Genomic DNA, 26,329 nt, shown 5'->3' on the forward strand with positions numbered 1-26,329 from the left:
GTCGGCGACCCCTTGCCACCCCGGCCCGAAAAGTGGCCGACATCACGACGGCGCCTCCCGCGAATTCGGGCATGCACGTCGTCGCCGGTAAGGTAATGGCCGCTGAGGTCGCCCCCGACGCTCAGCGTCGAGCGTGTGAACTGGGGCGATGCACACCAATCAACCCCGAAAGGTGGTCGACGTGGCACTCGTTGTGCAGAAGTACGGCGGCTCCTCGGTCGCAACGGCCGAACGGATACGCCGAGTTGCCGAGCGCATCGTCAAGACCAAGAAGCAGGGCAATGACGTCGTCGTGGTCGTCTCCGCAATGGGCGACACCACCGACGAACTTCTCGATCTGGCCCAACAGGTCAACCCGACCCCGCCGCCCCGCGAGATGGACATGCTGCTCACCTCGGGTGAGCGCATCTCCAACGCCCTCGTGGCGATGGCGATCAGTTCGCTCGGTGCCCAGGCACAGTCGTTCACCGGCTCGCAGGCCGGTGTGATCACGACGAGCAGCCATGGCAAGGCCAAGATCATCGACGTCACGCCCGGACGAGTTCGCAGTGCCCTTGACGAGGGCAAAATCGTGCTCGTCGCCGGCTTCCAAGGCGTCTCGCAGGATACGAAAGACATCACGACGCTCGGTCGCGGCGGATCGGATACGACGGCGGTCGCTCTCGCAGCGGCGCTGAAGGCCGACGTCTGCGAGATCTACACCGATGTCGACGGCGTCTACTCCGCCGACCCGCGCATCGTCCCCGACGCCAAGCGTCTGCAAACCGTCTCCTTCGAGGAGATGCTCGAACTGGCCGCGTGCGGAGCGAAGGTACTGATGCTGCGCTGTGTGGAATATGCGCGCCGCTACAACGTCCCTGTTCATGTGCGCTCGTCGTACTCGACCAAACCCGGCACACTGGTGGCCGGCTCGATGGAGGACATTCCCGTGGAAGAAGCAATTCTCACCGGCGTTGCGCATGACCGCAGCGAAGCCAAGATCACCGTGGTCGGGCTCGAGGACAAGCCCGGTTACGCGGCCAAGGTCTTCCGCGCGGTGGCCGACGCCGAGATCAACATCGACATGGTCCTGCAGAACATCTCCAAGGTGGAGACCGGCAAGACCGACATCACCTTCACCCTGCCGCGCGAGGTCGGCCCGATCGGCATGGAGAAGCTCAAGAAGCTCCAGGAGGAGATCGGCTTCACCGATCTGCTCTATGACGATCACATCGGCAAGGTGTCGCTGGTGGGCGCCGGCATGAAAAGCCATCCAGGCGTCACCGCCACCTTCTGTGAGGCGCTGAGCAACGCCGGCATCAACATCGAGTTGATCTCCACCTCGGAGATCCGGATCTCGGTGCTGTGCCGCGACACCGAACTCGACGACGCGGTTCGCGCGCTGCACCAGGCTTTCGACCTGGGCGGCGACGAGGAAGCCGTCGTCTACGCCGGAACGGGGCGATAGACATGGTGAGTATCGGAGTGGTCGGCGCGACCGGTCAGGTCGGTGGCGTCATGCGCACGCTGTTGGCCGAACGTAAATTCCCGGCGGACGAGGTGCGGTTCTTCGCATCCTCGCGGTCGGCGGGCAAGAAGCTGCCGTGGGGCGACGGCGAGATCGTTGTCGAGGACGCCGCGACGGCGGACCCCTCGGGTCTGGACATCGCCCTGTTCTCGGCGGGCGGCACGATGTCCAAGGAGCAGGCGCCGCGGTTCGCCGCCGCCGGCGTGACCGTCATCGACAACTCGTCAGCGTGGCGCAAGGACCCCGACGTCCCGCTGGTGGTCTCCGAGGTGAACGGCGAACTCGCCAAGAACCCTCCCAAGGGCATCATCGCCAACCCGAACTGCACCACCATGGCCGCGATGCCGGTGCTGAAGCCGCTGCACGACGCGGCCGGGCTGCAGCGACTGATCGTGTCCAGCTACCAGGCGGTCTCCGGTAGCGGTCTGGCCGGCGTGGAAGAGCTGGCCACCGAGGTGCGTGCCGGGATCGACGACGCCGAGAAGCTCGTCTACGACGGCTCCGCGGTGAACTTCCCGCCCCCGAACAAGTACGTCGCGCCGATCGCGTTCAACGTGTTGCCGATGGCCGGCGCGCTGGTCGATGACGGCTCCGGCGAGACCGACGAGGATCAGAAGCTGCGTAACGAATCCCGCAAGATCCTCGGCCTGCCCGAGCTGCTGGTGAGTGGAACGTGCGTGCGCGTGCCGGTGTTCACCGGACACTCGCTGTCGATCAACGCCGAGTTCGCCAAGCCACTGTCGGTGCAGCAGGCGCAGGAGATCCTGGCCGGCGCGGCCGGAGTCGAACTCGCCGACGTGCCCACCCCGTTGGCGGCGGCGGGCGGCGACAACTCACTCGTCGGTCGCATCCGCCAGGACCCGGGCGTCCCCGACGGTCGCGGTCTCGCTCTGTTCATCTCGGGTGACAACCTGCGAAAGGGTGCCGCGCTCAACACGATTCAGATTGCCGAGTTGTTGGTCTGATCTTGCGGCTCGGGTGGTGACGCTTTCGAGTGTCACCACCCGGTCACTGACCGAACGGTGCCTCTGGGCCTGCTTCACACCCGGCCCTTCGTGACGGCCCTTCGCTAGCGCTCCGGACCTCCTCAGGGATCGGGATGGTGACGGCCCTTCGCTAGCGCTCCGGACCTCCTCAGGGATCGGGGTGGTGACGGCCCTTCGCTGGCGCTCCGGACCTCCTCAGGGATCGGGGTGGTGACGGCCCTTCGCTGGCGCTCCGGACCTCCTCAGGGATCGGGGTGGTGACGTCTTCCGCTGGCGCTCCGGACTTCTCAGTCTCAGGGGCCGGTGGGTACGTCTTTCGCTGGCGCTCCGGACCTCCTCAGCCTCAGGGACCGGGTGGGTACGTCTTTCGCTAGCGCTCCGGACTTCTCAGGTATCGGCCGGCGGGTCGTCGGACACGGCGGCTGCCGCCTCGGTGATGATCGCCCGCATCGCCGACTCGGCGGCGACGGGATCGCCCAGACGTATGGCGCGCGCGACATCATCATGCAGCGCAATGGCTTCCGGGTTCGGCTGGTCGGGCATCATGCCGTGGTGTGTTCGGCCTGCGAGTACCTCGTAGACGACATCGGCGAGCGCGCGAAACATCTCGTTGCCGCTCGCCTCGAGTAGCGTGCGGTGAAAAACCTTGTCGGCCTCCAGATATGCCTCGAGGTCGACGCTTCGCCCGTGCACCGACATGTCCGAGACCGCCGCCGCCAGAACGCGACACTGATGTTCGTCCGCGCGTTCCGCGGCCAATGCGGCTGCCACCGGCTCGAATCCGCGCCGTAGCTCCGACAGTGTGAGCAGGAAGTCGGTGCGGTCCGCTCCGTCCAGGCGCCACCGGATCAACTGCGGGTCGAACACGCTCCACTTCGTACGGGGCTGAATGGTGATGCCCACCCGACGGCGTGAGGCCACGAGTCCCATCGATTCCAGAACTCGGATCACCTCGCGTGCCACGGTCCGCGAGACTCCGTGCTCGGTGCAGATGCCGTCGAGCGTGATGACGCTGTCGGCGGCCTGCTCGCCCGAGACGATTCGGCGACCGATGGTCGCGAGCACCTGGTCATGGCGCTTGCCCGCGCCCGATGTGTCCTGACTCACGCAATCATCTTCTCATTTCGCATCGATCCGTGTGAATAGAAGTACTTGTCAAGCTTGCGACTTGCAAAAGTATGACTATTGAGGCACTCTATGTGACCAGCAACACAACATGTGAGGAGTGCGCATGCGGTCACCAGTGGTCGTGATGGGTGTGTCGGGGTCGGGCAAGTCAACCGTGGGTGCGGCGTTGGCCCAGCGCCTGCAGGTGCCGTTCGCGGATGCGGACGACTTTCATCCGCCCGAGAACATCGCCAAGATGTCGGCCGGGCACGCGCTGGACGACGATGACCGCCGCCCGTGGCTGGAGACCATCGGCGAGTGGCTGGCGCAACACGCCGACGGCGGCGTGATGAGCTGCTCGGCGCTCAAGCATTCGTATCGCGATCAGCTGCGCGCGCATGCATCCTCGGTGTTCTTCGTGCACCTCGACGGCCCGATGGAGGTCATCGCCCGCAGGCAGGCCTCCCGGCCGGGACATTTCATGCCGGCGAACCTGCTCGAATCGCAGTTCGCCACCCTCGAACCACTCGGTGTCGACGAGCGGGGCGGCGTCGTCGACGTCGATCAAGGCGTCGACGCCATCGTGAACCAGTCGGTCGACATTCTCGAAACGGAAAGTGCGAAGTGATGATCTCTCTGACCAATCCGTCGACGGCGGTACTCGCCGTCGACACCGAACTGCCCGAGCCCATCGCGTCCGGCTGGCAACTGATAGTGGCTGCGCTGGCCGGCATCGCGGTGATCGTGCTGGCCATCACCATCGCCAAGGTGCATCCGTTCCTCGCGTTGATCGGTGGTGCCGCGACGGTCGGAATCGTTGCGGGCGAATCGATCCCGACCCTGCTCGACTCATTCACCACGGGGTTCGGTGCCACGGCGGCCGGCGTCGGCATCCTCATCGCGCTCGGTGCCATGTTCGCCAAATTGTTGGCGGACTCGGGCGGAGCGGACGAGATCGTCGACACCATCGTCGGACACGCGTCGCCACGGCTGCTCCCGTGGGCGATGGCGCTCGTGGGCGCGATCATCGGCCTGCCGATGTTCTTCGAGATCGGACTCGTGCTCCTGATGCCGGTGATCTACCTGGTGGCACGTCGTTCGGGTCTGGGGCTGATCCCGATCGGTATCCCGGCGCTGGCCGGTCTGTCGGCCATGCACGGGTTCGTGCCGCCGCACCCCGGCCCGCTCGTGGCCATCGACGCCCTCGGCGCCGACCTGGGCACCACGCTGGCGCTCGGCGTGCTGGTCGCGATCCCCACGATCATCGTCTCGGGTCCGCTGTTCGGGACCCTCGCGGCCCGATGGGTCACCGTGCCCATCCCGCATACCTTCGACGCGGACCCGGCAGACGGCCCGACCACCCGTCGTCCGAGCTTCGCCATCACCATGTTCAGCGTCCTGCTGCCGCTGGTCCTGATGCTCGGTAAGGCGTTGGCGGAGATCTTCATCGACGACGAGAACCAGATCGTCCGGAAGGTGCTCGATGTTCTCGGTACCCCGGTCATCGCACTGCTGATCGCGGTGGTGGTCGCGATGTTCACGCTCGGCCGCGGGTCGGGGATGGATCGGGCGACGATTTCCAAGTGCACGGGTGCGGCGCTGCCCGCGATCGCCGGCATCCTGCTCATCGTCGCGGCCGGCGGCGGCTTCAAGCAGGTCCTCGTCGACACCGGTATCGGCACACTGCTGGCCGACTGGGCCACCGACGTCAACATCTCTGTCCTGTTGCTCGCCTGGGTCCTCGCCGCGCTGATCCGCCTGGCCACGGGATCGGCGACCGTCGCAACGATCACGGCGTCATCGCTGATGCTGGGACTGGTCGACGGATTGAGCTCCGGCGAAGTGTCGCTGGTCGTGCTGGCCATCGGTGCGGGATCGGTCTTCCTGTCCCACGTCAACGACGCCGGCTTCTGGCTGGTCAAGGAGTACTTCGGGATGAGTGTCGGCCAGACCTTCAAGACGTGGTCGATGATGGAGACGGTGTTGTCGGTGACCGGGCTCGTCGTGGTGCTCGCGCTCGGGGTGTTCATCTGACGCGGCGTGATGACCCGGATCACCTGACCAGGTTACTGTGCGGTAGGTTACCTCTCCATGAGACGTACATGGGGGAAAATCTCAGGAGGAACACGCCGTCGGTCCTGGTCACCGGGTCGCTGGGCGACGGTGCTGACCACCGGTCTGGTCGTGGGGGCCGGACTGGTCGTCGCCGCGCCGCCGGCGAGTGCGGCGGGGGATTTCTACACACCACCGACGCACTTCGCGAGCGCACCGGGGTCGATCATCAAGTCGCAACCGAGCCCGTTGCTCCTGCAGATCCCGGGGGTGCCCGATCAGTGGCCGGGTACCGGGACGCGCATCATGTACACCTCGGCGTACCAGGACGGGACGCCCGCAGCGGTCACCGGAACGGTGGTGGAGCCGACCGCGCCATGGCGGGGTAAGGGTCCGCGGCCGACCGTCGTGCTCGGACCGGGAACCGTCGGCCAGGGCGATCAGTGCGCCGGATCCAAGATGATGAGCTTCCCGCTGGCCATCGACCCGTCGAAACCGAGTCTGGCGGTCAACTACTCGGGTCTCGAGATGAACCTGCTGTTGCTCAACGGCGTGCGGGTGGCGATGACCGACTACATCGGCATGGGCACGCCGGGCGTGCACACGTACGTGAATCGGCTCGAATCGGGCCATGCGATGCTCGACGCGGCGCGGGCCGCATTGCGGGTCGCCCACGCTCCGGCGAACGCGCCGGTCGCGTTCTCGGGATATTCGCAGGGAGGCGGTGCGGCGGCGTCGGCGGCCGAGCTCGCCGCGACCTACGCTCCCGAGCTCAACGTCAAGGCCACCTACGCGGGCGCCCCGCCGGCCGATCTGGCCAAGGTGACCAGTCAGATCGACGGCACCTTCATCGCCGGTGCCATCGGCTATGCGATCAATGGTCTCGCGGCGCGGTATCCGGCACTGCAGCCGATTCTCGACCGGGAGACGACACCGACCGGCCGCCAGGTCCTGAAGAACGTGGCGACACAATGCATCGGCGACACGGGCCTGACCTACGGGTTCGCTCACACCAACCAGTGGACCCGGACGGGCGAATCGCTCTCCGCGGTGATCGCCCGGTCTCCGGTGGCGCGCAAGGCCGTCGACGACCAGCGCATTGGCCGGCTCAAGCCCAACGCGCCGGTCCTGCTCGAGGGCGGCATCAACGACGACGTCATCCCGTACGGGCAGGTGGTGCAGCTCTACCGTGATTGGAAGGGTCAGGGCGCCGACGTCGCGATGGTGACCAACCCGACGCCGCCGATCTTCCCGGGCCTGGTGGTCAATCACGCCCTGCCGATGCTGGGCACGCTGTTGCCGGCGATGAACTTCCTGATGGGGGAGTTGAACGGGTAGTTGCCGGGCGCGGATGGACACGATCGTCCCCGTGAGCGCTTTCCGAGGGAAATATCCCTTGATGGTCGCTGGCGGGGACGATTTCAGCCAGTTCGCAATCCGACCGCGACCAGCATCGCCGCAGCAGGCCCTGATTGTGCTCAGATTCTCGTGCCGACATGATCAATGTCTGGATGGGGTGGAAATCGCGAGCGGCCGCGGTGGCGTCGCTGATCGGAACGTTTCCCTGGTAGCGGCCCGCACACGCGCAATAGACCTGATCGGCCGATGGGAACGTCGGAACTGATTCAGGCCGGAATTCATGCCGGTGCCACAAAAGTGGAACTTCCTCGTTCGCACGCAGATGGGCACGACCCCGATGAGATTCCGGCCGCATCGGGCCCGGGCAGAGTCAGCCAGATGGCGAAAGGTGATCCCGGCCTCGATCGCGGCATCACCTCGGAGCGGATGCTGCGAACGTAGGGAACCTCGACGATGCCCGTGAGGGGCCTGGTCGGGGCGGTCGTAGCGTATCCGTCGTGGCGAGGTGAAGACTCGTGGGCCCGAAAGGGTGAAGGCCGTGACGATCATGGCGGATCGTCACGGCCTTCGATGCGCGCTCGTGTTCATCGGACCTGACTTGCCTCAACTCGTGAGGACGGTGCCGCCGACACGGCAGAGGTGCCACGAGCCTCCGTGTTTGTGGGCGTATTGGCCCTTCACCGTAGCCGATCCCGGGTTGGCTCGTCTTCAGGACGATGTCGTAGGTCGTGCCGAGTTTCCCGGGTGCCGGGATTGTCTGAATGATCGAACCGAGGTTCAGCAACTCGAGGTACATCGCACTGGGACTCACCACCTTGGGTTGGGAGTCAGGAAAGATCACGTCCCCGTATCCATTGGTGTAGGGGAAGCCGGTCCCGGGATGGCCTGCGCAGCTGTTGAAGACGCCGATCGGGATGTCGGCAGCGGCGGGCGCAAAGCCGGCCGTCAGCCCGATGGTCGACGCGGCGAGTGCGCCTGACGCGGCGATGGCTGTGATGGTTTTCTTTCGCATGATCTCGTTCCTTTCGAGGTGGAGAAACCGGACCGTCCGGCCGAGATCAGCGTCACAAAAACGGACAAAACGCACGCGAGTGCTCAACTACCCCAATATCCCCTCAGGCTTTTCACAGCTTGAGACGACTACTCGATTTCGGCTCAGCTGTGCACTGCTACGTGGTCTGATGTGCGGGTGAAATGGATGTCGAGTGTGGCCGTCGGGGCCGTCGTGCTGTTGGCGGTGATCGCATCGTTTGCGCTGGTGGCGCCGCCTGCGTACGCACAGGTCGGCCTCGGGCCTGCCGGAACCTCACTCATGCACGGTGACCTCTACTCGACCGACTCGACGCCGTTCCGCGGGCCGGGGAGAAGCGCCCGGTTGGCGGCGTCGTCGGTACCCGGCGGGGCGTGCGCTGCGACGTTCATAGGACACGACGGCATGCCGGTGTCACTGTGTACGCAGTTCGTCGCCCTTGATCCGCCGGCGTTCGCCGCGCCCACCGTGACGTTGTTCGATCCGCACACGGCGGCCCCGCTGGCGTCACTGCAGCTGACAAAAGGCGGCCTGCTCGGCGGCGTGTACGGCTACCTCGACGGGCGTGACCGGGTCGTCGTCGCGGACGGGTCCGGTGCGATCCTGCGCGTCGCGCATCGTCGGAGCGCGACCGGCTGGCAGGTCTATGTCGACGACCGTGTCGACGTCAGCAGCCACATTCCGCCCGGCGACGCGGTGACGGGTCTCGCACCGGACGAGCGCGGCCGGGTCTGGTTCGTCACCACCAAGGGTGTCGTCGGGACGGTGGATGCGGCCAAGCGGGTCCGGTCGATGCACCTGCGGCCGGGCGAGGAGTTGGGCAACGGGCTCACCATGCGCGGTGATCATGCGTCGGTGCTGACCACCCACGCGCTCTACGAGATGACCGCCGGTGACAACGGTGTGCCGCGCACCATCTGGCGCCGGGCGTACGACCGGGGCGAGGCGCGCCGGCCCGGCCAGTTGACGTGGGGCTCAGGCACCACACCGACCTACTTCGGACCCGGCGGCGACGGCTGGGTCGCGATCGTCGACAACGCGGCGCGTCCACAGCTGATCGTCTACGACAGCGACACCGGTTCCACCGTCTGCCGGATGCCCGCGTTCGGTACATCGGGTCAGGGCACCGAGAACTCGATCATGGCGTGGGGCACTGCGCTGGTCATCCCCAGTACCTACGGCTATCAGTACCCGCCGATGGCGGTCACCGGTCCGAGCGTGCCGGCAAACGCGCCGTTCGTCGGTGGCGCGACGAGGGTCGACGTGTCGGAGAAGGGCTGCCGGCGGGTGTGGGAGAACTCCGACCGCATCGCGACGCTGCCGAAGCTGTCGCGTGCCGATGGCCTGATCAATGCGCTCGGCTACGGCCCGTACGTACCAGGAACCATCCAGCAGGTGGGTCCGATCTATTACGTGGCAACCGATTTCGCCACGGGTAAACGAGTCCGCACGCTCAGGGTCGGGGACGGCCCGATCGACGAGCCGCTCGAGTTGACGGGGACCATTGCCCGCGACGGCACCCTCTGGCAGGCGACCGTCGGCAGGATGCTGAAGATCGCGCGGTGACCCATCGGCAGCGTGGAACAATCGGTCACATGACCGACCCCGACGACCCGGATCGGATTCCGACGCAGGCCGAACTCGACGCCGAGGACCTGGCCGCCATCGAGCGGAGTTCCCGGGACCGCGACCAGGCGAATCTCTACCCGCCACGAGCCGACGACCCCGGACCACCGCCCGAGGCGCTGGCGCTGCATGCGCGTGTCGCATTCTGGGGTGCGGCGATCGCCGGTGCGGTCAGCGTGGTCTACGGGTTCGTCAACCTCGGCACGATCACCGATCTGCTGCGGGACCGCCTGCTCCAGGGCATCGTCGAGGATCCGCGCAATGCCAGCCCCGAGGACCGGGTCAACTCGCTGGCGGGCTTCTTCCCGCCGTTCATGCTCATCATGATCGTAGTGTTCCTGGCCGTGGAGTACGCACTTCTCGTCGCTGCGGCGAATCATCACAGCCGCAACTGCCGCAACTTCTTCCTCGCGGCGGTGGTGGTGAACCTGCTGTGCATCCCGATCGGGAACGATCTGTTGTTCCGATACCCGGAGGTCTGGTCGGCGATGTCGGTGATCGCGTGGATTCAGTTCGCGCTGTTGCTCGTCGCGGCGCTGTTCACGTTGCGCCGCACCGTCAATCAATGGCTCCCGGCGTCGACACGGATGCGTCCGACGCGGATGCTGCGGGGGTAGGTCGCCGGCGTGGGGTTTCGATACGCCGGCTCGCAGGCTCGCGCGGCTACTCATCACCCGTTGGTCGAGTAGCCCGAGCCGCTAGGCGAGGGTGTATCGAGACCGGGTGGCGGGGGATCTCGATACGGTGCCTCGCAAGCTCGGCGCCTACTCGATCAGCGGTTGGGTGGGCTCGCGCGGCTACTCAATCAGCGGACGAGGTCGGCTCGCAGGCTCGCGCGGCTACTCAACCACTCGTTGGTCGAGTAGCCCGAGCCGCTAGGCGAGGGTGTATCGAGACCGGGTGGCGGGGATCTCGATACGGTGCCTCGCAAGCCAATGTGCCCTTGGCAGGACGCTCGTTCCGGCGTGAAAATTAGTGGGCGGCTGGCTGGCAACGCCGTCGATCTTTGGCACTGTTGAGGCCGTTCGCAAGCCGGGTGCGGGTCTGTGTCGTGGGCTCTTCACTGTAACGACGCTGTTCGGCGCGAGTCGGGTGGCAGAGAGTACGAGGACTAGATTAGTTCGTGCCCTAACAGACCCCGGTCAGCCGCCCTGAAGTGGGTGCGAGTCGACCGAAGGTGGTGATGGGGTGATGCAAGTAGTTGATGAGGAACAGATCATCGAGCGGGTCGCCGCGCTCGATGTGGGCAAGGCCGAGGTGGTGTGCTGTGTGCGTCTGCCGGGTACTGGCCGTAAACGCCGCGACCAACAGGTCACCAAACATAAAGCGATGGTGCCGTCGTTGATGGCGTTGGGCCATCACTTGCGTGAGTTGGGCGTGACGCGGGTGGTGATGGAAGCGACCAGCGATTATTGGCGAGCGCCGTTCTACCTGTTCGAGGCCTATGAGCTTGATCCGTGGTTGGTCAATGCTCATGACGTCAAGCACGTCCCGGGACGGCCCAAGACCGACACTCTGGATGCGGTGTGGCTGTGCAAACTTGCCGAACGTCAGATGTTGCGTCCAAGTTTTGTTCCGCCACTAGAGCTCCGGCAGTTGCGGCGACTGACTCGCTACCGCATCAGCTTGGTCTCCGAACGCACCGCGGAGAAGAGTCGCGTGGAAAAGCTCCTCGAGGATGCGTGTATCAAACTGTCGGTGGTGGCCTCGGACATCTTCGGGGTATCCGGGCGCGAGATGATGGACGCATTGATCGCTGGTCAGGCCGATCCCGAACGATTGGCCGATCTGGCCCGCACCCGGATGCGGCGCAAGATCCCGCAGTTGACCGAAGCCTTCGCGGGTGTCACGTTGGGCAGTTTCACCGACGATCACCGCTTCCTGCTCACCCGCATGCTTGCACGGATCGATTCCACCGACGAGGAGATCGCGATGCTCGATGATCAGATCACTGAGCACATGGCCCCTTTTGTCCGCGAGGCCGAGCGCCTGTGTGAGATTCCCGGAATCTCTGATGTTTCGGCCGCGGCGTTGATCGCCGAGATCGGTGTGGACATGTCCCGCTTCCCCACACCCGCTCACCTGACGTCGTGGGCCCGATTCGCCCCCGGGGTGAAATCCAGTGCCGGCAAGAACACCGGTAACGGTGCCACCGGCAAGGGCAACAAGTACCTGGCCCGCACCCTGAGCGAGGTCGTCGCCTCGATCACCAAGTCGCGGAGCTTCCTCGGCGCCCGCTACAGACGTATCGCGCGACGCCGAGGTACGAACAAGGCCAACGTCGCCGTCGGCAGATCCATCCTCGTCATCATTTGGCAGCTGCTGTCCGATCCCGACGCCCACTTCGAGGACCTCGGCCCCGACCACTACGACAAGCACCGCAACACCACCCGCGCCACGCGCCACCACATCCAAGCCCTGCAGTCACTGGGCTGGCAGGTCTCGCTCGAACCGGCCGCGTAGCCCGAACCTCACCACACAACAACAGCGCAACGAACCCAACCACTCACCACCCGAACGTGAGCGGGGCACCCCAGCATGCCCCGTCACCTCTATTTTCGGACTAGCTCGGCGCCTACTCGATCAGCGGTTGGGTGGGGTGCCTCGCAAGCTCGGCGCCTACTCGATCAGCGGTTGGGTGGGGTGCCTCGCAGGCTCGGCGGCTACTCGATCAGCGGTTGGGTGGGGTGCCTCGCAGGCTCGGCGGCTACTCGATCAGCGGTTGGGTGGGGTGCCTCGCAAGCTTGGCGCCTACTCGATCAGCGGTTGGCGCCGAGCGCCGGCCTCACCCCAGCGCGAGCAACTCCTTGGCGAACTCCGCCTCGTCGATTCGCGTGCTGCGCCCATCGGCGACGACGATCTCGCCGTCGACCATCACCGTGTCGACGATGGAACGCGAACCTGTGGTGAGGATCGAGGCGCCCGGGTCGCGGATGGGCAGGGTGGCGAAGTCGCGGTCGAACCGGATCAGCGTCAGGTCGGCCGGAGCGCCGGCGCTGACACCGCCGACAATCTCCGGTAGACCGAGCGCGGCATTGGCTCCGCCGCAGGCGATGTCGAGCATCTCGCCGAACCCCAACAAATCGGCACGCTTGTGCACCGCCCGCTGCACGTAGGCGGCGATCCGGAACGTCTCGAGCATGTCCTGGGTGTCGTTGCTGGCGGCGCCGTCGACGCCGAGACCCACCATCATTTCGCGTTCGAGCATCGCGGGCACCGGAGCGATCCCACTGCCGAGACGCATGTTCGACAGCGGATTGTGCGAGACGGCGACACCGCGCTCGGCCAGAATCCGTTGCCCCACATCGTCGAGTTCGACACAGTGGACGGCCAGGACGCGATCCCAGAGGAATCCGTTGCTGTCGAGATAGTCGACGGCGCCCATGCCGGCATTCGCGAGACACATCGTGTCGTCGGTCGGGGTCTCCAGCAGGTGAATCGACACCGGCAGGTCACGCGCCTGCGCGAACTCCCGCACGGTGACCATGCCGGCCTCGGTGACCGACCGCGGGTTGGGCACGGCCAGGGCGACCGAAATCGGTGAGCCCTCCACCTGATTGCGCAGATGGTCGACGTGATCGAGGACCTCGTCGAGCGGCTGCATCAGGCGCGGCTCGAACCCCCACTTACGGGTGGCGTCGGCGCGGTCGGCGACGCCCCGCCCGAGCACGGCGCGAATGCCGGTGTCGCGCAGGGCCTGGATGACCGCACCGTGGATCTCGTCGGACGGATGCGGCCACATGTGCTCGACGACGGTGGTGGTGCCCGATCGCAGCGCCTCCAACGATGCCGCGGTCGCGGCGAGATAGGCCCGCTCCGGAGTGATCGCCACGGTCTCCTCGCCCACGGCCAGCAGCCATTCGAGCAGCGGGGTGCATTCGGCGATGCCCCGCATCAGTGACTGCTGCAGGTGCGTGTGGGTGTTGACGAACCCGGGGATGAGGTGGCCGTTTCCGTCGCCGGGTGCCGCCGCGTCGGTGATCGATGCGACGACTCCGTTGTCGATCCGGACGTCCTGATGGGCCAGCCACCGGCCGCCGGTGTACACGGTGACGTCGCTGAAAGTGCTCATCACTTCGCGAAATTCGCCGCGATGCGCTGGGCGATGTAGTCGCCCCCGGTGATCGGCGGGTACTTGCCCGCGGCGCTCTTGATGAGCGCGTCGGTGTTCGCCTGTGCGAAGAACGCGATCGAATAGCGCGGTCCGGTGTACTCGCCCCGCCGCGGCGCCCGCACCCGGTGGAAGTTCGACGGCAGACGATCGTCCGACCAGCGCATCAGCATGTCGCCGATGTTGCAGGTGATGGCCTCGTCGGAGGGTTCGACCGGCGTCCAGGCCTGGCCCTGTGCCTCGGCGCCGGGCAGTACCTGCAGGCCGGCCTGGCTGGTCCGCTGGAACAGCAGGGTGAGCGCATCGAAGTCGGTGTGGGCGCCCGCCCGCCAGGCGCTGTTCTCGTCGAGCAGCTCCTCGGGGAACGCGTAGTAGTGCAGCAGCCGCAGAGTGCTCTGGTACGTGTCGACGCTGGGATCGTGTGCTCGAGTGAAGAACTCGCGGTCGAAACCGAGTTTGGTGGCGAAGCATCCGAGGAGGTCCATGGCCAGCCGCCAGCACTTGCGTTCGAACTCCAGGATCGTCGTCTTGAAGCCGTCGAGTTCGGCGTCGGAGGGCCAGAGTCCATCCATCCGGGGCAGCGTCAGCTGATAAGACTCTTTCTGGTCGGGCGTTCCCACGGAGGGGCGGACCTGCGAGGTGTGCTCCCAGCCGGCGTTCTGCCCCTTCTTGAGCGGGAACTGCGCCTTGACCTCGCGGGGGAGGGCGAAGAACTTCGCCGACATCTCGAAGGCACGGTTGACCTCGTCGAGATCGATGCCATGGTCGACGACCTGGAAGAAGCCGATATCGGTTGCCGCGGACCATAGTTCGTCGGCGATCTGGTCACGCCGCGTATCGAAGTCGGCGAGACTGATGCGACGTACCTCGCGGTCGGTGGTCTCGGTGCCGATGGCGCCCATCGAGGCCTCGCGGTTGAGTTCGGCCATCTCGTAGGGGGCGTCGGTGCGCGCAGCGGTGTCGGCGACGGTGGTGTCAGGCATGGGTGACTCTCTCGTTCGAAAATGAGTTCGCATGCGCTTTTCGACGCGACACCTGAGAGAGAGGCACCGCGGACGCGAACAACGGGACTCTTGCCTGCCCGTTGCTACATACGACCTCGTGCGCTCGATGATAGGCGACCGACCCGTGGTGCGCGACTCAAGCGGCGAGCAAGGCGAGCCTGGCCTGATTTTCTGGAGTGGTTCCGTTTTCTGGACTTACTCCAGAAAACTGCTACGGTGGAGCCATGTCGGATCGCCAGCAGTTCAGTCGCCGGCTTCGCGAGGCAGGTATGCGGGTCACCGCTCCTCGGCTCGCGGCGCTGGAGATCTTGGACGCGCACCCGCACTCGACGGCAGATTTCGTCGCCGCCGGTGTGCGGGAGCAACTCGGCGGTGTGTCGACGCAGACCGTGTACGACGTGCTCAGGACCTGCGCCGATCGTGGTCTGCTCCGCCGTATCGAGCCGGCCGGCTCGCCGGTTCGTTACGAGACCCGGACGGCGGACAACCATCACCACCTGATCTGTCAGGGGTGTGGCGAGATCGTCGACATCGACTGTGTCGTCGGACAGGCGCCGTGCCTGGTCCCCGACGATGATCACGGCTACCGCATCGACGAGGCCGAGGTCACCTTCTGGGGATTGTGTCCGGCATGCCGATCCGCACACCCCGCCGACGACGATTGACTGCCGGAGTCGGTAGAAGTGCCACGCCGACAGCGTGATTCATGTTTTGTGAGATGTGAGCAGGGCCTGGCGTCGACCGATGCCACGACCGTAGCTCATCGAGATGAGAGGAAATCGCCCATGACGCCTCGTACCACCACGAACACCGGGATTCCCGTCGCCAGCGACAACGAATCGTTGACCGCAGGTGCGCAGGGTCCGATCCTGCTGCACGACCACTACCTGATCGAGAAGCTGTCCCAGTTCAATCGCGAGCGGGTTCCCGAACGTGTGGTTCATGCCAAGGGCGGCGGTGCTTTTGGTGAGCTCGTCATCACCGGGGACGTCTCGCGATACACCAAGGCCAAGTTCCTGCAGCCGGGCAAGAAGACCGAGTCGCTGGTGCGGTTCTCGACGGTGGCCGGCGAGCAGGGCAGCCCCGACACCTGGCGGGATCCGCGCGGCTTCGCGATGAAGTTCTACACCGAGGACGGCAACTACGACCTCGTCGGCAACAACACGCCGATCTTCTTCATCAAGGACCCCATCAAGTTTCCCGATTTCATCCGGTCGCAGAAGCGGCTCCCGGGGTCGGGTCTGCGGGATCACAACATGCAGTGGGATTTCTGGACATTGCGTCCCGAGTCGGCGCACCAGGTGACCTGGCTCATGGGTGACCGCGGCATCCCGAAGACCTGGCGGCACATGGACGGATTCGGTTCGCACACCTACCAGTGGGTGAACGAGGCCGGCGAGCGCTTCTGGGTCAAGTACCACTTCAAGACCGATCAGGGTATCGAATTCCTCACCCAGCAGCAGGCCGACGAACTCGCCGGAAGTGATCCCGACCATCATCGTAAGGATCTCTACGAGGCCATCGAGCGCGGCGACTTCCCGAGCTGGACACTCAAGGTCCAGATCATGCCGGTCGATGAGGCAGAGGGCTACCGATTCAACCCATTCGACCTCACCAAGGTGTGGTCGCAGCAGGATTATCCGCTGATCGAGGTCGGCAAGTGGACGCTGAACCGTAACCCGCAGAACTTCTTCTCCGAGATCGAGCTCTCGTCCTTCGAGCCGTCGAATGTCGTGCCGGGTATCGGCTTCTCGCCCGACAAGATGTTGCTGGGTCGGGTGTACAGCTACGCCGACGCCCACCGCTACCGCATCGGCACCAATTACGCACAGCTGCCTGTCAATTCGGCGAAGGCGGCGCAGGTCAACACCTACTCCAAGGAAGGTGCGATGGCCTACGACTTCTCGGCTCCCGAGGTGCCGGTCTACGCGCCCAATTCATTCGGTGGCCCGCATGCCGACCCGGCAGCGGCTGGTGACGAGGGTCTGTGGACCTTCGGCGACGAGGCGGTACGTGCCGGATACATCGAGCACGCCGAGGACAGCGATTGGGCGCAGGCGGGCACGATGGTCCGCGAGGTTCTCGACGACGCGGCACGAGAACGATTGGTGGACAATATCGTTGGGCACGTACTGGACGGTGTCACCGAACCGGTGCTGTCACGGGTCTTCGACTACTGGCGCAATGTCGATGCCGACCTCGGTAAGAAGGTGGAAGAGGGCGTCCGCCAGGGATCGGGAGATTGATCTCCTCGAGTCCGGTCCGGGAATCATCTGACGACGGAAACCGTTCAGAATCAATGTAGTTCGTTCAGTGAGAAGCGAAGAATCCAGCACGTCAATGCACCACGACACGAGGAGCTTTCCATGGCAATCGAACCCGTTTACACCATCGCCTCCACCGCGAACGGCGGCGGCCGCGACGGAGAAGTGGTCTCGCAGTCGGGACGAATCGATCTCGATCTGCGTCCGCCGAAGGAGATGGGCGGCAGCGGAGAGGGCAGCAACCCGGAGGAACTGTTCTCGGCCGGCTACGCGGCCTGTTTCCTCGGAGCGCTGCGCGCGACGGCGAAGCAGTCCGGTTCGCCTGTCCCCGAGGAGTCGACGGTCACCGTCACCATCGGGATCGGCAAAGACGAGTCCGACGGCGGCTTCGGCCTCGTGGCCACCATCGATTCCTACATCCCCGGCGTCGACGAGGCCAAGGCCAAGGAACTGGCCGAGAACGCGCACGCATTCTGCCCGTATTCCAAGGCCACCAAGGGGAACATCGCGCACAACATCACGGTGCGGGTCTGACCCCGCCACCTCAGCACACAGCCCACATTCGAAAGGAGTGGTTGAACAATGGCCACGAACACCCCGATCACCAGCATCCTGACCGAAGAGCAGCAGGCCATCACCGGCCGTGCCCTGCAGGACACCCTGGTCGACCTGATCGACCTCACGCTGATCGCCAAGCAGGCGCATTGGAACGTGGTGGGACGTCAGTTCCGCTCTGTGCACCTGGAGCTCGATGAATTGGTCTCGGTCAGCCGAGAGTTCACCGACGCCGCGGCCGAGCGGGCGACCGCCATCGGCGTCAGCCCTGACGGGCGCGCCGAGACCGTCGCCAAGACCGCGAACACCAAGGGATTCGGCGAAGGCTGGACCAAGGACGCCGACGTCGTCGCGGCGGTGATCGACAATCTTCAGGCGGTCATCGCCGGTCTACGCGAGCGGATCGAGACAACCGAGAAGACCGATCCGGTGACACAGGATCTACTCATCGGGTTCGCCTCGAAACTCGAGCAGCTGCACTGGATGTGGCAGGCCCAGACCGTCTGACGCATCTTGGCCCCGACGCCGACACGACCGATCGCCCCGGTCGTGTCGGCGTCGTCGTGTCCGGGCGACTTGTCGTGATTTCGGTGTGACCGGGCGCACTCGGGGCTCCGGGCCGCATGTAGCGTGTCAGCGTGGACAGTTGGGGAGCAGTTGTCGGTCTGGGGCTACTCGCGGCGGCCATCGGTGTCATCGCCTTCGTGCGATACCGCGAGCGCGAGACGTCGACCTTGCAGCGGGATGTGGCACTGGCCCGTGAACTGCGCGAACTCGCCGGCACAGACGACGTCCGGCTCGCGTCCGTCGACGAGTTCGAGCTCGCGATCTATCAGCGGCTGTTCTACGCATCGGTGGTGGGACCACGCGTCCGGAGTGCCGCGTGGGCGCTACTCGGAACGGTCCTCGCAGTCACTGCCGCGCTCGCGACGTCGTCGGGCGACGGGCTGCTCCACACCGTCGTGTACATCGCGGCGATCGTCGTGTCGGTGGTCTTCGGCGCAGCGACGCTGACATTCACCGGTCTGGCGCTGTTCCACACCGCGACCACCCCGCGCGTGTCCTTCGCCGAGTCCTACGCCGACAGCTGAGCCTTCGTCGCCAGAGCGCCCGCCGAGTTCGCGAGCATTCCCACGCGGTCCCTGAGGAGCCTTGCGAGGGACGAGCGATGCGATCCCACGCGGTCCCTGAGGAGCCTCGCGAGGGACGAGCGATGCGTCACGAAGGGCCCTTCGTGACGCATCCTCGCAGGCTCGGAGGCTCCTCAGGGATCGGGTGGGATGCTCGGAGGCTCCTCAGGGACCGTGATGGGATGCTCGGAGGCTCCTCAGGGATCGGGTGGGATGCTCGGAGGCTCCTCAGGGATCGGGTGAGGACCGGCTGCTCCTGCTGAGCGACTGCTGACTCAGCGCGCGAAGCGGCGCCGGTACACGGTCGGGGTGACTCCGACGGCCGCGTTGAAGTGATGGCGCAAGAGGGTCGACGAGGCGAAGCCCACCTGTCCGGCCACGTCGTCGACGGGGAGTGCGGTGGACTCCAGCAGCCGGCGGGCATGCAGCACACGCTGCTCGGTGAGCCACTTGTGCGGGGAGACGCCGACCTCGTCGACGAACCGGCGCGCGAACGTCCGCGTCGACATGTGCATCCGTTCCGCCAGGTCATCGACGGAGATGTCCTGATCGAGGTGTTCGACGATCCATTCGAGCATGGCGGCGAAACCGTCGGACTCACACGCGGGCACCGGTGCCTCGACGAACTGCCGCTGGCCGCCGTCGCGGTGCGGCGGGACCACCATGCGCCGAGCGATCCGATTGGCCACCTCGGGTCCGTACTCCTCGCGCACGAGGTGGAGGCACGCGTCGATTCCTGCCGCGGTTCCCGCGCTGGTGGTGATCGGACCGTCGTCGACGAACAAGACGTCGGTGTTCACGATCGCCTCGGGATACATCTGCGCCAGCTTCTTGCCGTACCGCCAATGGGTGGTGCAGCGGCGACCGTCGAGCAATCCGGCGGCCGCCGCGGCGAACGCCCCCGAGCAGACGGTGAGCACCCGGCCACCGTTGTCGACGACGGCGCGCAGCGTGTCGAGGACCTCCGGGGGAAAGTTCGGCTCGGTGCTGCCGCCGGGGATCGCGACCAGATCTGCGTCGACACAGTCGGACAGCGAGTGTGGCGGGACGACGAATGCTCCGTGGCCGATGTTCAGGGGAACTCCGGGATCGGGGGACCCGATGAGGAACTCGAACGGCGGCACACCATCGTCGGTCCGGTCGAGGCCGAACACCTCGTTGACCACGCCGAATTCGAACAAGGCCACAGGTTCATAGAGGAGTGCGGCCACTTTTCTGAGCACTCACCCAGTATGGCAGAAAATTTGCGAACATTGTCATTCGAGCCACTGTTGGCCGGATTTTATCGGGAACATAATTTCAGTCATGAACACCATCCTGCTGCTCACCATCCTCATCGTTGTCATCGCTCCGGCGGCGCTGATCGTCTACCGGTCCGACCGGCAGACCGCACATATCTCGCGGGTGCCGTTCGGTTTCGGTCCGGACTCGGACCGCGTCTCCGAGGAACTGTTCGCGCTGCAATTCCGGCGGCGCGACTGCGCGTGACCTCCCCGGATCGGCGGTGACGTTGCGCCATGCGGATTGCCTGTTACGTTGGGGCATCGGCGCCCAGGGAGCGCCAGAAGTTCTCGACGGTCACTGCAGGGGGTAATCGATCCGGATGTCGCGTTTCCGCGGATGGGCGGTGGCGTTCGCTGTCGTTCTGATCGCCGCGTTCACCATCGCATCGACGATGTTCACGACCTCGGATCCGGTTGACTCCGTGTCACTCCCGCAGAACTCGACCGGGGTGATCGCCGACCCGGCGCCGGCGGACGGGGTCTCGGTCAGCCGAGCACTTTTCGAGCGGTCCGACGAGGCGATCGTGGTCGCCCCGTCGGTCGGCGCGGCGGACTGGACGCCCATCCGGCAGGTCGCCGACGCCCATCAGGTACCCGTCTTCGCCGTCACCGACTCCAGTCGTGCCGCGGTCGCCGGCGAGTTGCGTCGGCTCGGGACGAAGAAGGTCGTCGTCGCCGGTGACCCCACCCAGGTCGGCGCCGTGACGGCGGCGCCGATGTCCACCGACCTGCACGAGTTGTCGGGAAGGCGCATCGCGACGCGGGATGCCACGCTGGCCTACCTCGCCGCCGACGCCGGACCCGATGCCGAGGCCACCGCGGAGGCGGCGGGTGCTCGCGTCGTCCGCGTTCCCGTGGCCGATCCCCGCTCCACCGGCGAGTCGGTGCGTGCGCTGCGTGAGCATCCCGACGCGGGCGTCCGCGCCTTCGGTGCGGGGTTCGGCGACAGCCGTGAGTTCTCTGATCGCGTCCATGCCGCGCGGACCGAGGCCGAGCTCCCCGGCGGCGGGCAGGTGGTGTTTCCCGGACGTCGCCTGGTGGCTCTGTACGGGTCGCCCGGAGCTCCGTCGCTCGGCCCGCTCGGCGCCCAGGATCTCGGCGCATCGATTCGTCGGGTGCGGGCGATGGCCGCGCAATACCAGCCGTACAGCGCGGCACCGGTGGTACCGGCCTTCGAGATCATCGCCACGGTGGCCTCGTCCGAACCGGGCCCCGACAACTCGTATTCCAGCATGATCGAACCGGCCCAGCTGCGGCCCTGGGTCCGCGCCGCGCGCGCCGCCGGTATCTACGTGACGCTCGACCTGCAGCCCGGCCGCACCGACTTCCTGACCCAGGCGAAGCGGTACGCGGATCTGCTCGCCGAACCCAACGTCGGTCTCGCGCTCGACGCGGAGTGGCGGCTCAAGCCGAATCAGGTGCATCTGACCCAGATCGGATCGGTGTCGGCCGACGAGGTGAACCGGACGTCGGACTGGTTGGCCGGGCTGGTCCGGGCGCGCGGCCTGCCGCAGAAACTGCTGGTCCTGCACGAGTTCGACAGCGGCATGTTGGAAGACCGCGGACGTATCGTGACGTCGCGGCCCGAACTGCAGACGGTGATCCACGCCGATGGCCACGGTGATCCGCCGACCAAAATGGGCACCTGGCGGCGTTTGATCACCGATCTGCCTCCGAATGTGTGGCTGGGGTGGAAGAATTTCTACACCGAAGACCATCCGACGTTCCCGCCGGCCCGCACCATGCAGGTACGACCGACACCCTGGTTCGTCTCGTACCAATAGGAGGCACCGATGTCGGCGACATTCAGCGAGCTGGCGATGTGTCCGGACAAGTCGGCCCGCAAGGATCCCGTGTCGATCCTGATGGCGCAGGCGGTGTCGCGGGTGCCCGAACTGGTGCCGGTCCGCAACGCGCGCATGGCAGCCACGCCGTTCACCTTCTACCGTGGTGCGGCCGCGGTGATGGCGGCGGATCTGGCCGCGACACCGAGTTCGGACGTCATGACACAGCTGTGCGGTGACGCGCATCTGAGCAACTTCGGCGTCTTCAACACGCCGGAACGTCGAATGATCTTCGACATCAACGACTTCGACGAGACCAGTCCGGGGCCGTTCGAATGGGACGTGAAGCGCCTGGCGGCCAGCATCGTCGTGGCCGGCCGGGGCAACGGTTTCGATGCGAAGGCGACCTGGGACCACGCTCGTGAAGTCGCGAAGTCCTATCGGAAATGGATGGCGACGAGTGTCCAGCAGAGCACGATGGACTGCTGGTATTCACGCATCGACGCCGACGAGATGCTCCAGGTCGCAGGATCAGTGCTCGACACCTCGGCCACCGAGCGCGCCCGCAAAGGCCTGAAGAAGGCCCATCACCGCAACAGTGCACAGGCCGTGAGCAAGCTCTGCGTGACCGACGCCGATGGCAACATCAGCATTCGCAGCGATCCGCCGCTGCTGGTGCCGCTGCATGAACTCTTCCCGGACAATCGCGCGGACGAGATCCAGGATCGCATCACCCAGAGGATCACCGAGTACCGCGAGATGTTGCCGGATTACATCCGCGCGCTGTTCGACCAGTTCGAGGTCGTCGATGTCGCGCGCAAGGTGGTCGGGGTCGGCAGTGTCGGGATGCGGGCGTGGATCGTGCTGATGCGCGGCAAGCACTCCGGTGACCCGCTGTTCCTCCAGCTCAAGGAAGCGCAACGTTCGGTGCTCGAGGAGTATGTACCGGCGAGCGTGTTCCCGAACCAGGGGCAACGGGTCGTCGAAGGCCAACGGCTGCTGCAGGCGGCCAGCGACCTGTTCCTCGGGTGGACATCGGGGCTCGACGAGAACGGCGAACGTCGTGATCTCTACGCACGTCAGCTTCGTGACGGCAAAGGGTCGGTGGTCATCGAGGCGTTGAACGCCAATGAGATGAAACTCTATGCGCGCCTGTGTGGTCGGGCGCTCGCCCAGGCGCACGCCCGGACCTCGAGCCGGTTCGCCATCGCCGACTACCTCTCCGCAGGCAAGGGTTTCTCCAAGGCGATCGCGGAGTTCTCGGTGGCCTACGCCGAGCTGAACGAGGGCGACCATGCGGGTATGTTGGCGGCGATCGAGGATGGGCAGCTGAAGGTTCACGAACTGGCCTGATCGGATTCAGGCGGAGGGAGTTTCATGACCGACGACCAGCTACGCGAACGGGTGCGAGGACTGATGCCCCAAGCGCAGTCGGAGCTCGCCGAGATGGTGGCGTTCCGCTCCGTGTACGACCCGACCGGTACACCGCCCGAGGACTGCGACCGCATGGTCGACTGGTTGCAGGAGACCTTCGGGTCGCTGGGATTCGACGATGTCGCCTCGCATGTGACCGCCGACGGCAGCAAGGCGGTGACCGGGAGTCTGGCCGGCCCCGAGGACGCACCCACCGTCCTGCTGTACTTCCACCACGACGTCCAGCCACCGCTCGGCGACGACGAGTGGGAATCGCCGGTGTGGGAACTCACCGAGCGCAACGGCCGGTGGTACGGGCGCGGCGCCGCCGACTGCAAGGGCAACATCGCCGTGCACCTCGCCGCACTGCGTGCTCTCGGCGGCGACATCCCCGTCAACATCAAGATCGTCGGCGAGGGGTCGGAGGAGCAGGGGACCGGAGGCATGGAGGACTTCGTCCCGAAGAATCCCGATCTCCTGCGCGCCGACGCCATCCTGGTCTGCGACTCGGGCAACTTCTCGGTGGGGCGCCCCAGCCTGACCGCGAGTCTGCGGGGAATCGCCAACATCGTCGTCACCGTCGAATCTCTCTCATCGGCAATGCATTCCGGCATGTTCGGCGGTGCCGCGCCGGACGCGCTGGCGGCGCTCATCGCGATGCTGGCCTCGCTACGCGACGCGCATGGCAACACCACGGTCACCGGCCTCGACGCCTCGGCCACCTGGCCGGGAGTCGACTACCCGATCGACGCGTTCCGTAAGGACGCGAGCCTGCTCGACGGGGTCGATGTGATCGGGTCGGGCACGATCGCGGACATGGTGTGGGCGCGTCCGGCCGCCACGGTTCTCGGCATCGACTGCCCTCCGGTCGTCGGTTCGTCGGCGGCCATTCAGCCCAGAGCCCGGGCCCGGGTCAACCTGCGTGTCCCGCCCGGCATGGACGCCAAGCACGCCCAGGACGCGCTGATCGAGCACCTCGCCGCCGTGGCGCCGTGGCACGTGAAGGTGTCGTTCGAGCGGGAGGCCGACGGTGCGCCGTTCACCGGCACGACGTCGGGGCCCGGCTACGACACGATGGTCGACGCGATGGAGCGGACCTACGGCACCGATGTCCTGTTGATGGGCCAGGGTGGCTCGATCCCGCTGTGCAACGTGTTCGCCGAGACCTATCCGGACGCCGAGATCATGTTGCTCGGCGTCGAGGAGCCGTCCTGCCTCATCCACGCGCCCAACGAGAGCGTCGATCCGAGCGAGATCGAGAACATGGCGATCGTCGAGGCGACGTTCCTGCGCGAGTACGCCCGCCAGGCTGCCCGGCGCTGATGTTCGTACCTCGCTGACGTCCGTCCGCGGCCGAGTTCTTCCCCCGGGTGTTCGCACGTCCCCCAGACACTTTGGGCGGACGATCGAAAACCCGGGGGACGAACTAGCTGGTCAGACCGTGCAGAGTGGCGAGTAGTCGGTGCGGCCACCCGTCGTGGGAGTCACCAGGAAGGTGCAGGAGTTGAATCCGGCCTTCTCGATCTGACCGCGCAGCATCCGCAGAGTGGCCGTCGAGACGACTTTGTCGCGGGACAGCAGGTAACCGGACAGCCGGGTCGGGTCGCCGACCAGGGCGAACCGGTAGGGGTCGGTCGGGGTCGCGCCGTCGGCGACCCAGGTGACGATGTAGTTGGGTGCATTGCCGGGGTCGATGCTGACCGGAACCTGCGGGAAGCTCACCGACAGTTGGGCCTTGGTGACCGGGTCGACGACCTTTGCTTGCCCCTTGACCCGGTTCGTCTGCCCGGTGAAGGTGGTGCAGGTGTTCTCCACGCCGATGGTTGTCGCGTCGATCGTTGTGTAGGTGGCCTTGGTGTCCTTGGCGCAGTTCAGATTGAAGAACGCGGGAATCGCCGCCAGCTGCCACCACGAGCCGAGATAGCGCTCGGTGTCGAGCTTGGGGATGGGTTGCAGCGGCGCGGCCGACGACGGGCCGGCCGTGGCGACGAGGGCTGCCATCGCGAGCAGGATCGTCGCGAGGAGGGTGAACAGGGGTCGGATCGTGCGGGTCAGTCGCATCTCGGGCGGCTCCGTTCGTGTGCTGGTTTGTACCAGAGATTCGGAACCGCCCGAGATGCGGATGGGTCGTCGGGTCAGGGGGTGTCGCGGTCCCTGGCATCGACGTGACCACACCTGGTCTCTGAGGAGCGTAGGCGAGGCGCCGCCCTGAGGAGCGAGCCCGCGAGCGTCTCGAAGGGCCCTTCGTGACGCATCCTCGCAGGCTCGGAGGCTCCTCAGGGATCGGGGGACGTGGGCTCGGCGAGACGGTCAGAGGGCGTCGCGGTCAGGCGACTTCGGACGGCTTCCAGGTCGCGACCGCCCAGATCACGACGAGATCGAGCGCGATGATCAGGATCGCCCACAGCGGGTAGTAGGGCAGCCAGAGGAACTGGGCGATGATCGAGATCGAGGCGATGATGATCGCCGAGATACGGGCCCAATCCTGGCCGACCGCGAGGCCGCCGGACACGATGATGGCCAGGATGCCGATGATCAGGTGGATCCAGCCCCAGGACGTGAGGTTGAACTGGTAGATGTACTGCGGGCCGACGACGAGGAGATCATCCTTGGCCAGCGCGGAGATGCCCTGGAACACCGCGACCAACCCGGCGACGAACAACAATGCCGCCGCGACGATCGAGATGCCGAAGGCGAAACCTTCCTTCGCTCCGTAATCGGCATCCCTGTTGGGTGTGCTCATGACTGTGTCCTTTCGACGCGATTCGACAAGCTTTCGATACAGAAGGTTCGGTACAGCGACTTCGGTACAGCGACTTCGATACTGAACGGTTGTGAAGCGGGACGAGCGTACCGAGAACTCTAATTGCCAGACGTGGACGAAAGGTCAATATTGGGCGCACTGACCGTAACGTGATCAGGTGGGTGATCTGCGCACGAGCGCCGGAGAATGCCCTCTGAGCTGCCGATTTAGTCCTGGCGTGTGCGTGGGGGTAAGCTATCGCAGGCTACACACGGGGTGTGGCGCAGCTTGGTAGCGCGCTTCGTTCGGGACGAAGAGGTCGTGGGTTCGAATCCCGCCACCCCGACGCTTTGGTTGAGAAGCAGTAGAGGCCCT

General features: G+C 65.8%; 23 protein-coding genes and 1 tRNA gene. 18 read left to right on the forward strand and 6 right to left on the reverse strand.

Annotated features, from left to right (window positions below):
- The first annotated feature begins 181 nt into the window (after positions 1 to 181).
- Both AC4AMJ_RS26960 and AC4AMJ_RS26965 read left to right on the forward strand, forming a co-directional pair.
- Entirely contained in the window at positions 182 to 1,447 is a 1,266-nt protein-coding gene (locus AC4AMJ_RS26960) for an aspartate kinase (RefSeq protein ID WP_489915997.1), read from the forward strand.
- 2 nt (positions 1,448 to 1,449) lie between these two features.
- Positions 1,450 to 2,472 carry an aspartate-semialdehyde dehydrogenase gene (locus AC4AMJ_RS26965; RefSeq protein WP_489898022.1) on the forward strand — a complete coding sequence of 341 codons (1,023 nt, stop codon included), beginning with the start codon at positions 1,450 to 1,452 and terminating at the stop codon, positions 2,470 to 2,472.
- A gap of 408 nt (positions 2,473 to 2,880) precedes the next feature.
- Here the strand turns inward: AC4AMJ_RS26965 and AC4AMJ_RS26970 are convergent, their stop codons facing one another.
- Positions 2,881 to 3,600 carry a FadR/GntR family transcriptional regulator gene (locus tag AC4AMJ_RS26970; RefSeq protein WP_489898021.1) on the reverse strand — a complete coding sequence of 240 codons (720 nt, stop codon included), beginning with the start codon at positions 3,598 to 3,600 and terminating at the stop codon, positions 2,881 to 2,883.
- A gap of 124 nt (positions 3,601 to 3,724) precedes the next feature.
- Here AC4AMJ_RS26970 and AC4AMJ_RS26975 point away from each other — a divergent pair, with 124 nt between their 5' ends.
- The 6 genes from AC4AMJ_RS26975 to AC4AMJ_RS27000 all read left to right on the forward strand — a co-directional run bounded on the left by AC4AMJ_RS26975 (position 3,725) and on the right by AC4AMJ_RS27000 (position 12,130).
- Entirely contained in the window at positions 3,725 to 4,228 is a 504-nt protein-coding gene (locus AC4AMJ_RS26975) for a gluconokinase (protein WP_489898020.1), read from the forward strand.
- Entirely contained in the window at positions 4,228 to 5,634 is a 1,407-nt protein-coding gene (locus AC4AMJ_RS26980; RefSeq protein ID WP_489915999.1) for a GntP family permease, read from the forward strand. The genes AC4AMJ_RS26975 and AC4AMJ_RS26980 overlap by 1 nt, the downstream gene beginning before the upstream one ends.
- Before the next feature lie 57 nt (positions 5,635 to 5,691).
- Positions 5,692 to 6,990: a lipase family protein gene (locus AC4AMJ_RS26985; RefSeq protein ID WP_489916001.1), complete on the forward strand. Its 1,299-nt coding sequence runs from the start codon at positions 5,692 to 5,694 to the stop codon at positions 6,988 to 6,990.
- 1,219 nt (positions 6,991 to 8,209) lie between these two features.
- Positions 8,210 to 9,607, forward strand: a complete 1,398-nt coding sequence (locus tag AC4AMJ_RS26990; RefSeq protein WP_489916003.1) for a hypothetical protein — start codon at positions 8,210 to 8,212, stop codon at positions 9,605 to 9,607.
- A gap of 29 nt (positions 9,608 to 9,636) precedes the next feature.
- Complete coding sequence (locus AC4AMJ_RS26995) at positions 9,637 to 10,284, forward strand: hypothetical protein (protein ID WP_489898016.1); 648 nt, start codon at positions 9,637 to 9,639, stop codon at positions 10,282 to 10,284.
- A gap of 574 nt (positions 10,285 to 10,858) precedes the next feature.
- Positions 10,859 to 12,130 carry an IS110 family RNA-guided transposase gene (locus AC4AMJ_RS27000; protein ID WP_489896097.1) on the forward strand — a complete coding sequence of 424 codons (1,272 nt, stop codon included), beginning with the start codon at positions 10,859 to 10,861 and terminating at the stop codon, positions 12,128 to 12,130.
- A gap of 322 nt (positions 12,131 to 12,452) precedes the next feature.
- On the opposite strand, the gene AC4AMJ_RS27005 is transcribed toward AC4AMJ_RS27000, so the two are convergent.
- Together AC4AMJ_RS27005 and AC4AMJ_RS27010 are read right to left on the reverse strand one after the other, a co-directional pair.
- Positions 12,453 to 13,739, reverse strand: coding sequence for an amidohydrolase family protein (locus tag AC4AMJ_RS27005; protein ID WP_489916005.1), 1,287 nt, complete (start codon positions 13,737 to 13,739; stop codon positions 12,453 to 12,455).
- A complete protein-coding gene (locus AC4AMJ_RS27010; RefSeq protein ID WP_489916007.1) occupies positions 13,739 to 14,761 on the reverse strand; it encodes an isopenicillin N synthase family dioxygenase in 1,023 nt (340 codons plus the stop codon). The genes AC4AMJ_RS27005 and AC4AMJ_RS27010 overlap by 1 nt, the downstream gene beginning before the upstream one ends.
- Positions 14,762 to 15,006: 245 nt before the next feature.
- Between AC4AMJ_RS27010 and AC4AMJ_RS27015 the strand changes: the two genes are divergently transcribed.
- The 5 genes from AC4AMJ_RS27015 to AC4AMJ_RS27035 all read left to right on the forward strand — a co-directional run bounded on the left by AC4AMJ_RS27015 (position 15,007) and on the right by AC4AMJ_RS27035 (position 18,692).
- Positions 15,007 to 15,447: a Fur family transcriptional regulator gene (locus AC4AMJ_RS27015; RefSeq protein WP_489898013.1), complete on the forward strand. Its 441-nt coding sequence runs from the start codon at positions 15,007 to 15,009 to the stop codon at positions 15,445 to 15,447.
- 120 nt (positions 15,448 to 15,567) lie between these two features.
- Complete coding sequence (locus AC4AMJ_RS27020) at positions 15,568 to 17,028, forward strand: catalase (RefSeq protein WP_489916009.1); 1,461 nt, start codon at positions 15,568 to 15,570, stop codon at positions 17,026 to 17,028.
- 120 nt (positions 17,029 to 17,148) lie between these two features.
- Positions 17,149 to 17,580: an organic hydroperoxide resistance protein gene (locus AC4AMJ_RS27025; protein WP_489898011.1), complete on the forward strand. Its 432-nt coding sequence runs from the start codon at positions 17,149 to 17,151 to the stop codon at positions 17,578 to 17,580.
- Between the two features lie 48 nt (positions 17,581 to 17,628).
- Positions 17,629 to 18,108: a Dps family protein gene (locus AC4AMJ_RS27030; protein WP_489916011.1), complete on the forward strand. Its 480-nt coding sequence runs from the start codon at positions 17,629 to 17,631 to the stop codon at positions 18,106 to 18,108.
- 131 nt (positions 18,109 to 18,239) lie between these two features.
- The gene (locus AC4AMJ_RS27035; protein ID WP_489916013.1) at positions 18,240 to 18,692 is read left to right on the forward strand and encodes a hypothetical protein; all 453 of its coding nucleotides are present in this window, start codon (positions 18,240 to 18,242) and stop codon (positions 18,690 to 18,692) included.
- Positions 18,693 to 19,006: 314 nt separating this feature from the next.
- Here the strand turns inward: AC4AMJ_RS27035 and AC4AMJ_RS27040 are convergent, their stop codons facing one another.
- Entirely contained in the window at positions 19,007 to 19,954 is a 948-nt protein-coding gene (locus AC4AMJ_RS27040) for a helix-turn-helix domain-containing protein (protein ID WP_489898008.1), read from the reverse strand.
- An 82-nt stretch (positions 19,955 to 20,036) separates the two neighbouring features.
- Here AC4AMJ_RS27040 and AC4AMJ_RS27045 point away from each other — a divergent pair, with 82 nt between their 5' ends.
- The 4 genes from AC4AMJ_RS27045 (at position 20,037) to AC4AMJ_RS27060 (ending at position 24,534) form a co-directional block, all read left to right on the forward strand.
- A complete protein-coding gene (locus AC4AMJ_RS27045) occupies positions 20,037 to 20,219 on the forward strand; it encodes a hypothetical protein (RefSeq protein WP_489898007.1) in 183 nt (60 codons plus the stop codon).
- 115 nt (positions 20,220 to 20,334) lie between these two features.
- The gene (locus AC4AMJ_RS27050; protein ID WP_489916015.1) at positions 20,335 to 21,798 is read left to right on the forward strand and encodes a hypothetical protein; all 1,464 of its coding nucleotides are present in this window, start codon (positions 20,335 to 20,337) and stop codon (positions 21,796 to 21,798) included.
- A gap of 9 nt (positions 21,799 to 21,807) precedes the next feature.
- Complete coding sequence (locus tag AC4AMJ_RS27055) at positions 21,808 to 23,151, forward strand: DUF2252 domain-containing protein (protein ID WP_489916017.1); 1,344 nt, start codon at positions 21,808 to 21,810, stop codon at positions 23,149 to 23,151.
- Positions 23,152 to 23,175: 24 nt separating this feature from the next.
- On the forward strand, positions 23,176 to 24,534 hold the full coding sequence (locus tag AC4AMJ_RS27060) for a dipeptidase (protein ID WP_489898004.1): 1,359 nt from the start codon (positions 23,176 to 23,178) through the stop codon (positions 24,532 to 24,534).
- A 111-nt stretch (positions 24,535 to 24,645) separates the two neighbouring features.
- On the opposite strand, the gene AC4AMJ_RS27065 is transcribed toward AC4AMJ_RS27060, so the two are convergent.
- Together AC4AMJ_RS27065 and AC4AMJ_RS27070 are read right to left on the reverse strand one after the other, a co-directional pair.
- Entirely contained in the window at positions 24,646 to 25,272 is a 627-nt protein-coding gene (locus AC4AMJ_RS27065; RefSeq protein WP_489898003.1) for a lipocalin family protein, read from the reverse strand.
- Between the two features lie 265 nt (positions 25,273 to 25,537).
- Positions 25,538 to 25,954, reverse strand: coding sequence for a DUF7144 family membrane protein (locus AC4AMJ_RS27070; protein WP_489898002.1), 417 nt, complete (start codon positions 25,952 to 25,954; stop codon positions 25,538 to 25,540).
- A 272-nt stretch (positions 25,955 to 26,226) separates the two neighbouring features.
- Here AC4AMJ_RS27070 and AC4AMJ_RS27075 point away from each other — a divergent pair.
- Positions 26,227 to 26,300 (forward strand) — tRNA-Pro (locus AC4AMJ_RS27075).
- The last annotated feature ends 29 nt before the right edge of the window (positions 26,301 to 26,329 follow it).

This window comes from Gordonia sp. LMA484 (genome assembly GCF_058129505.1).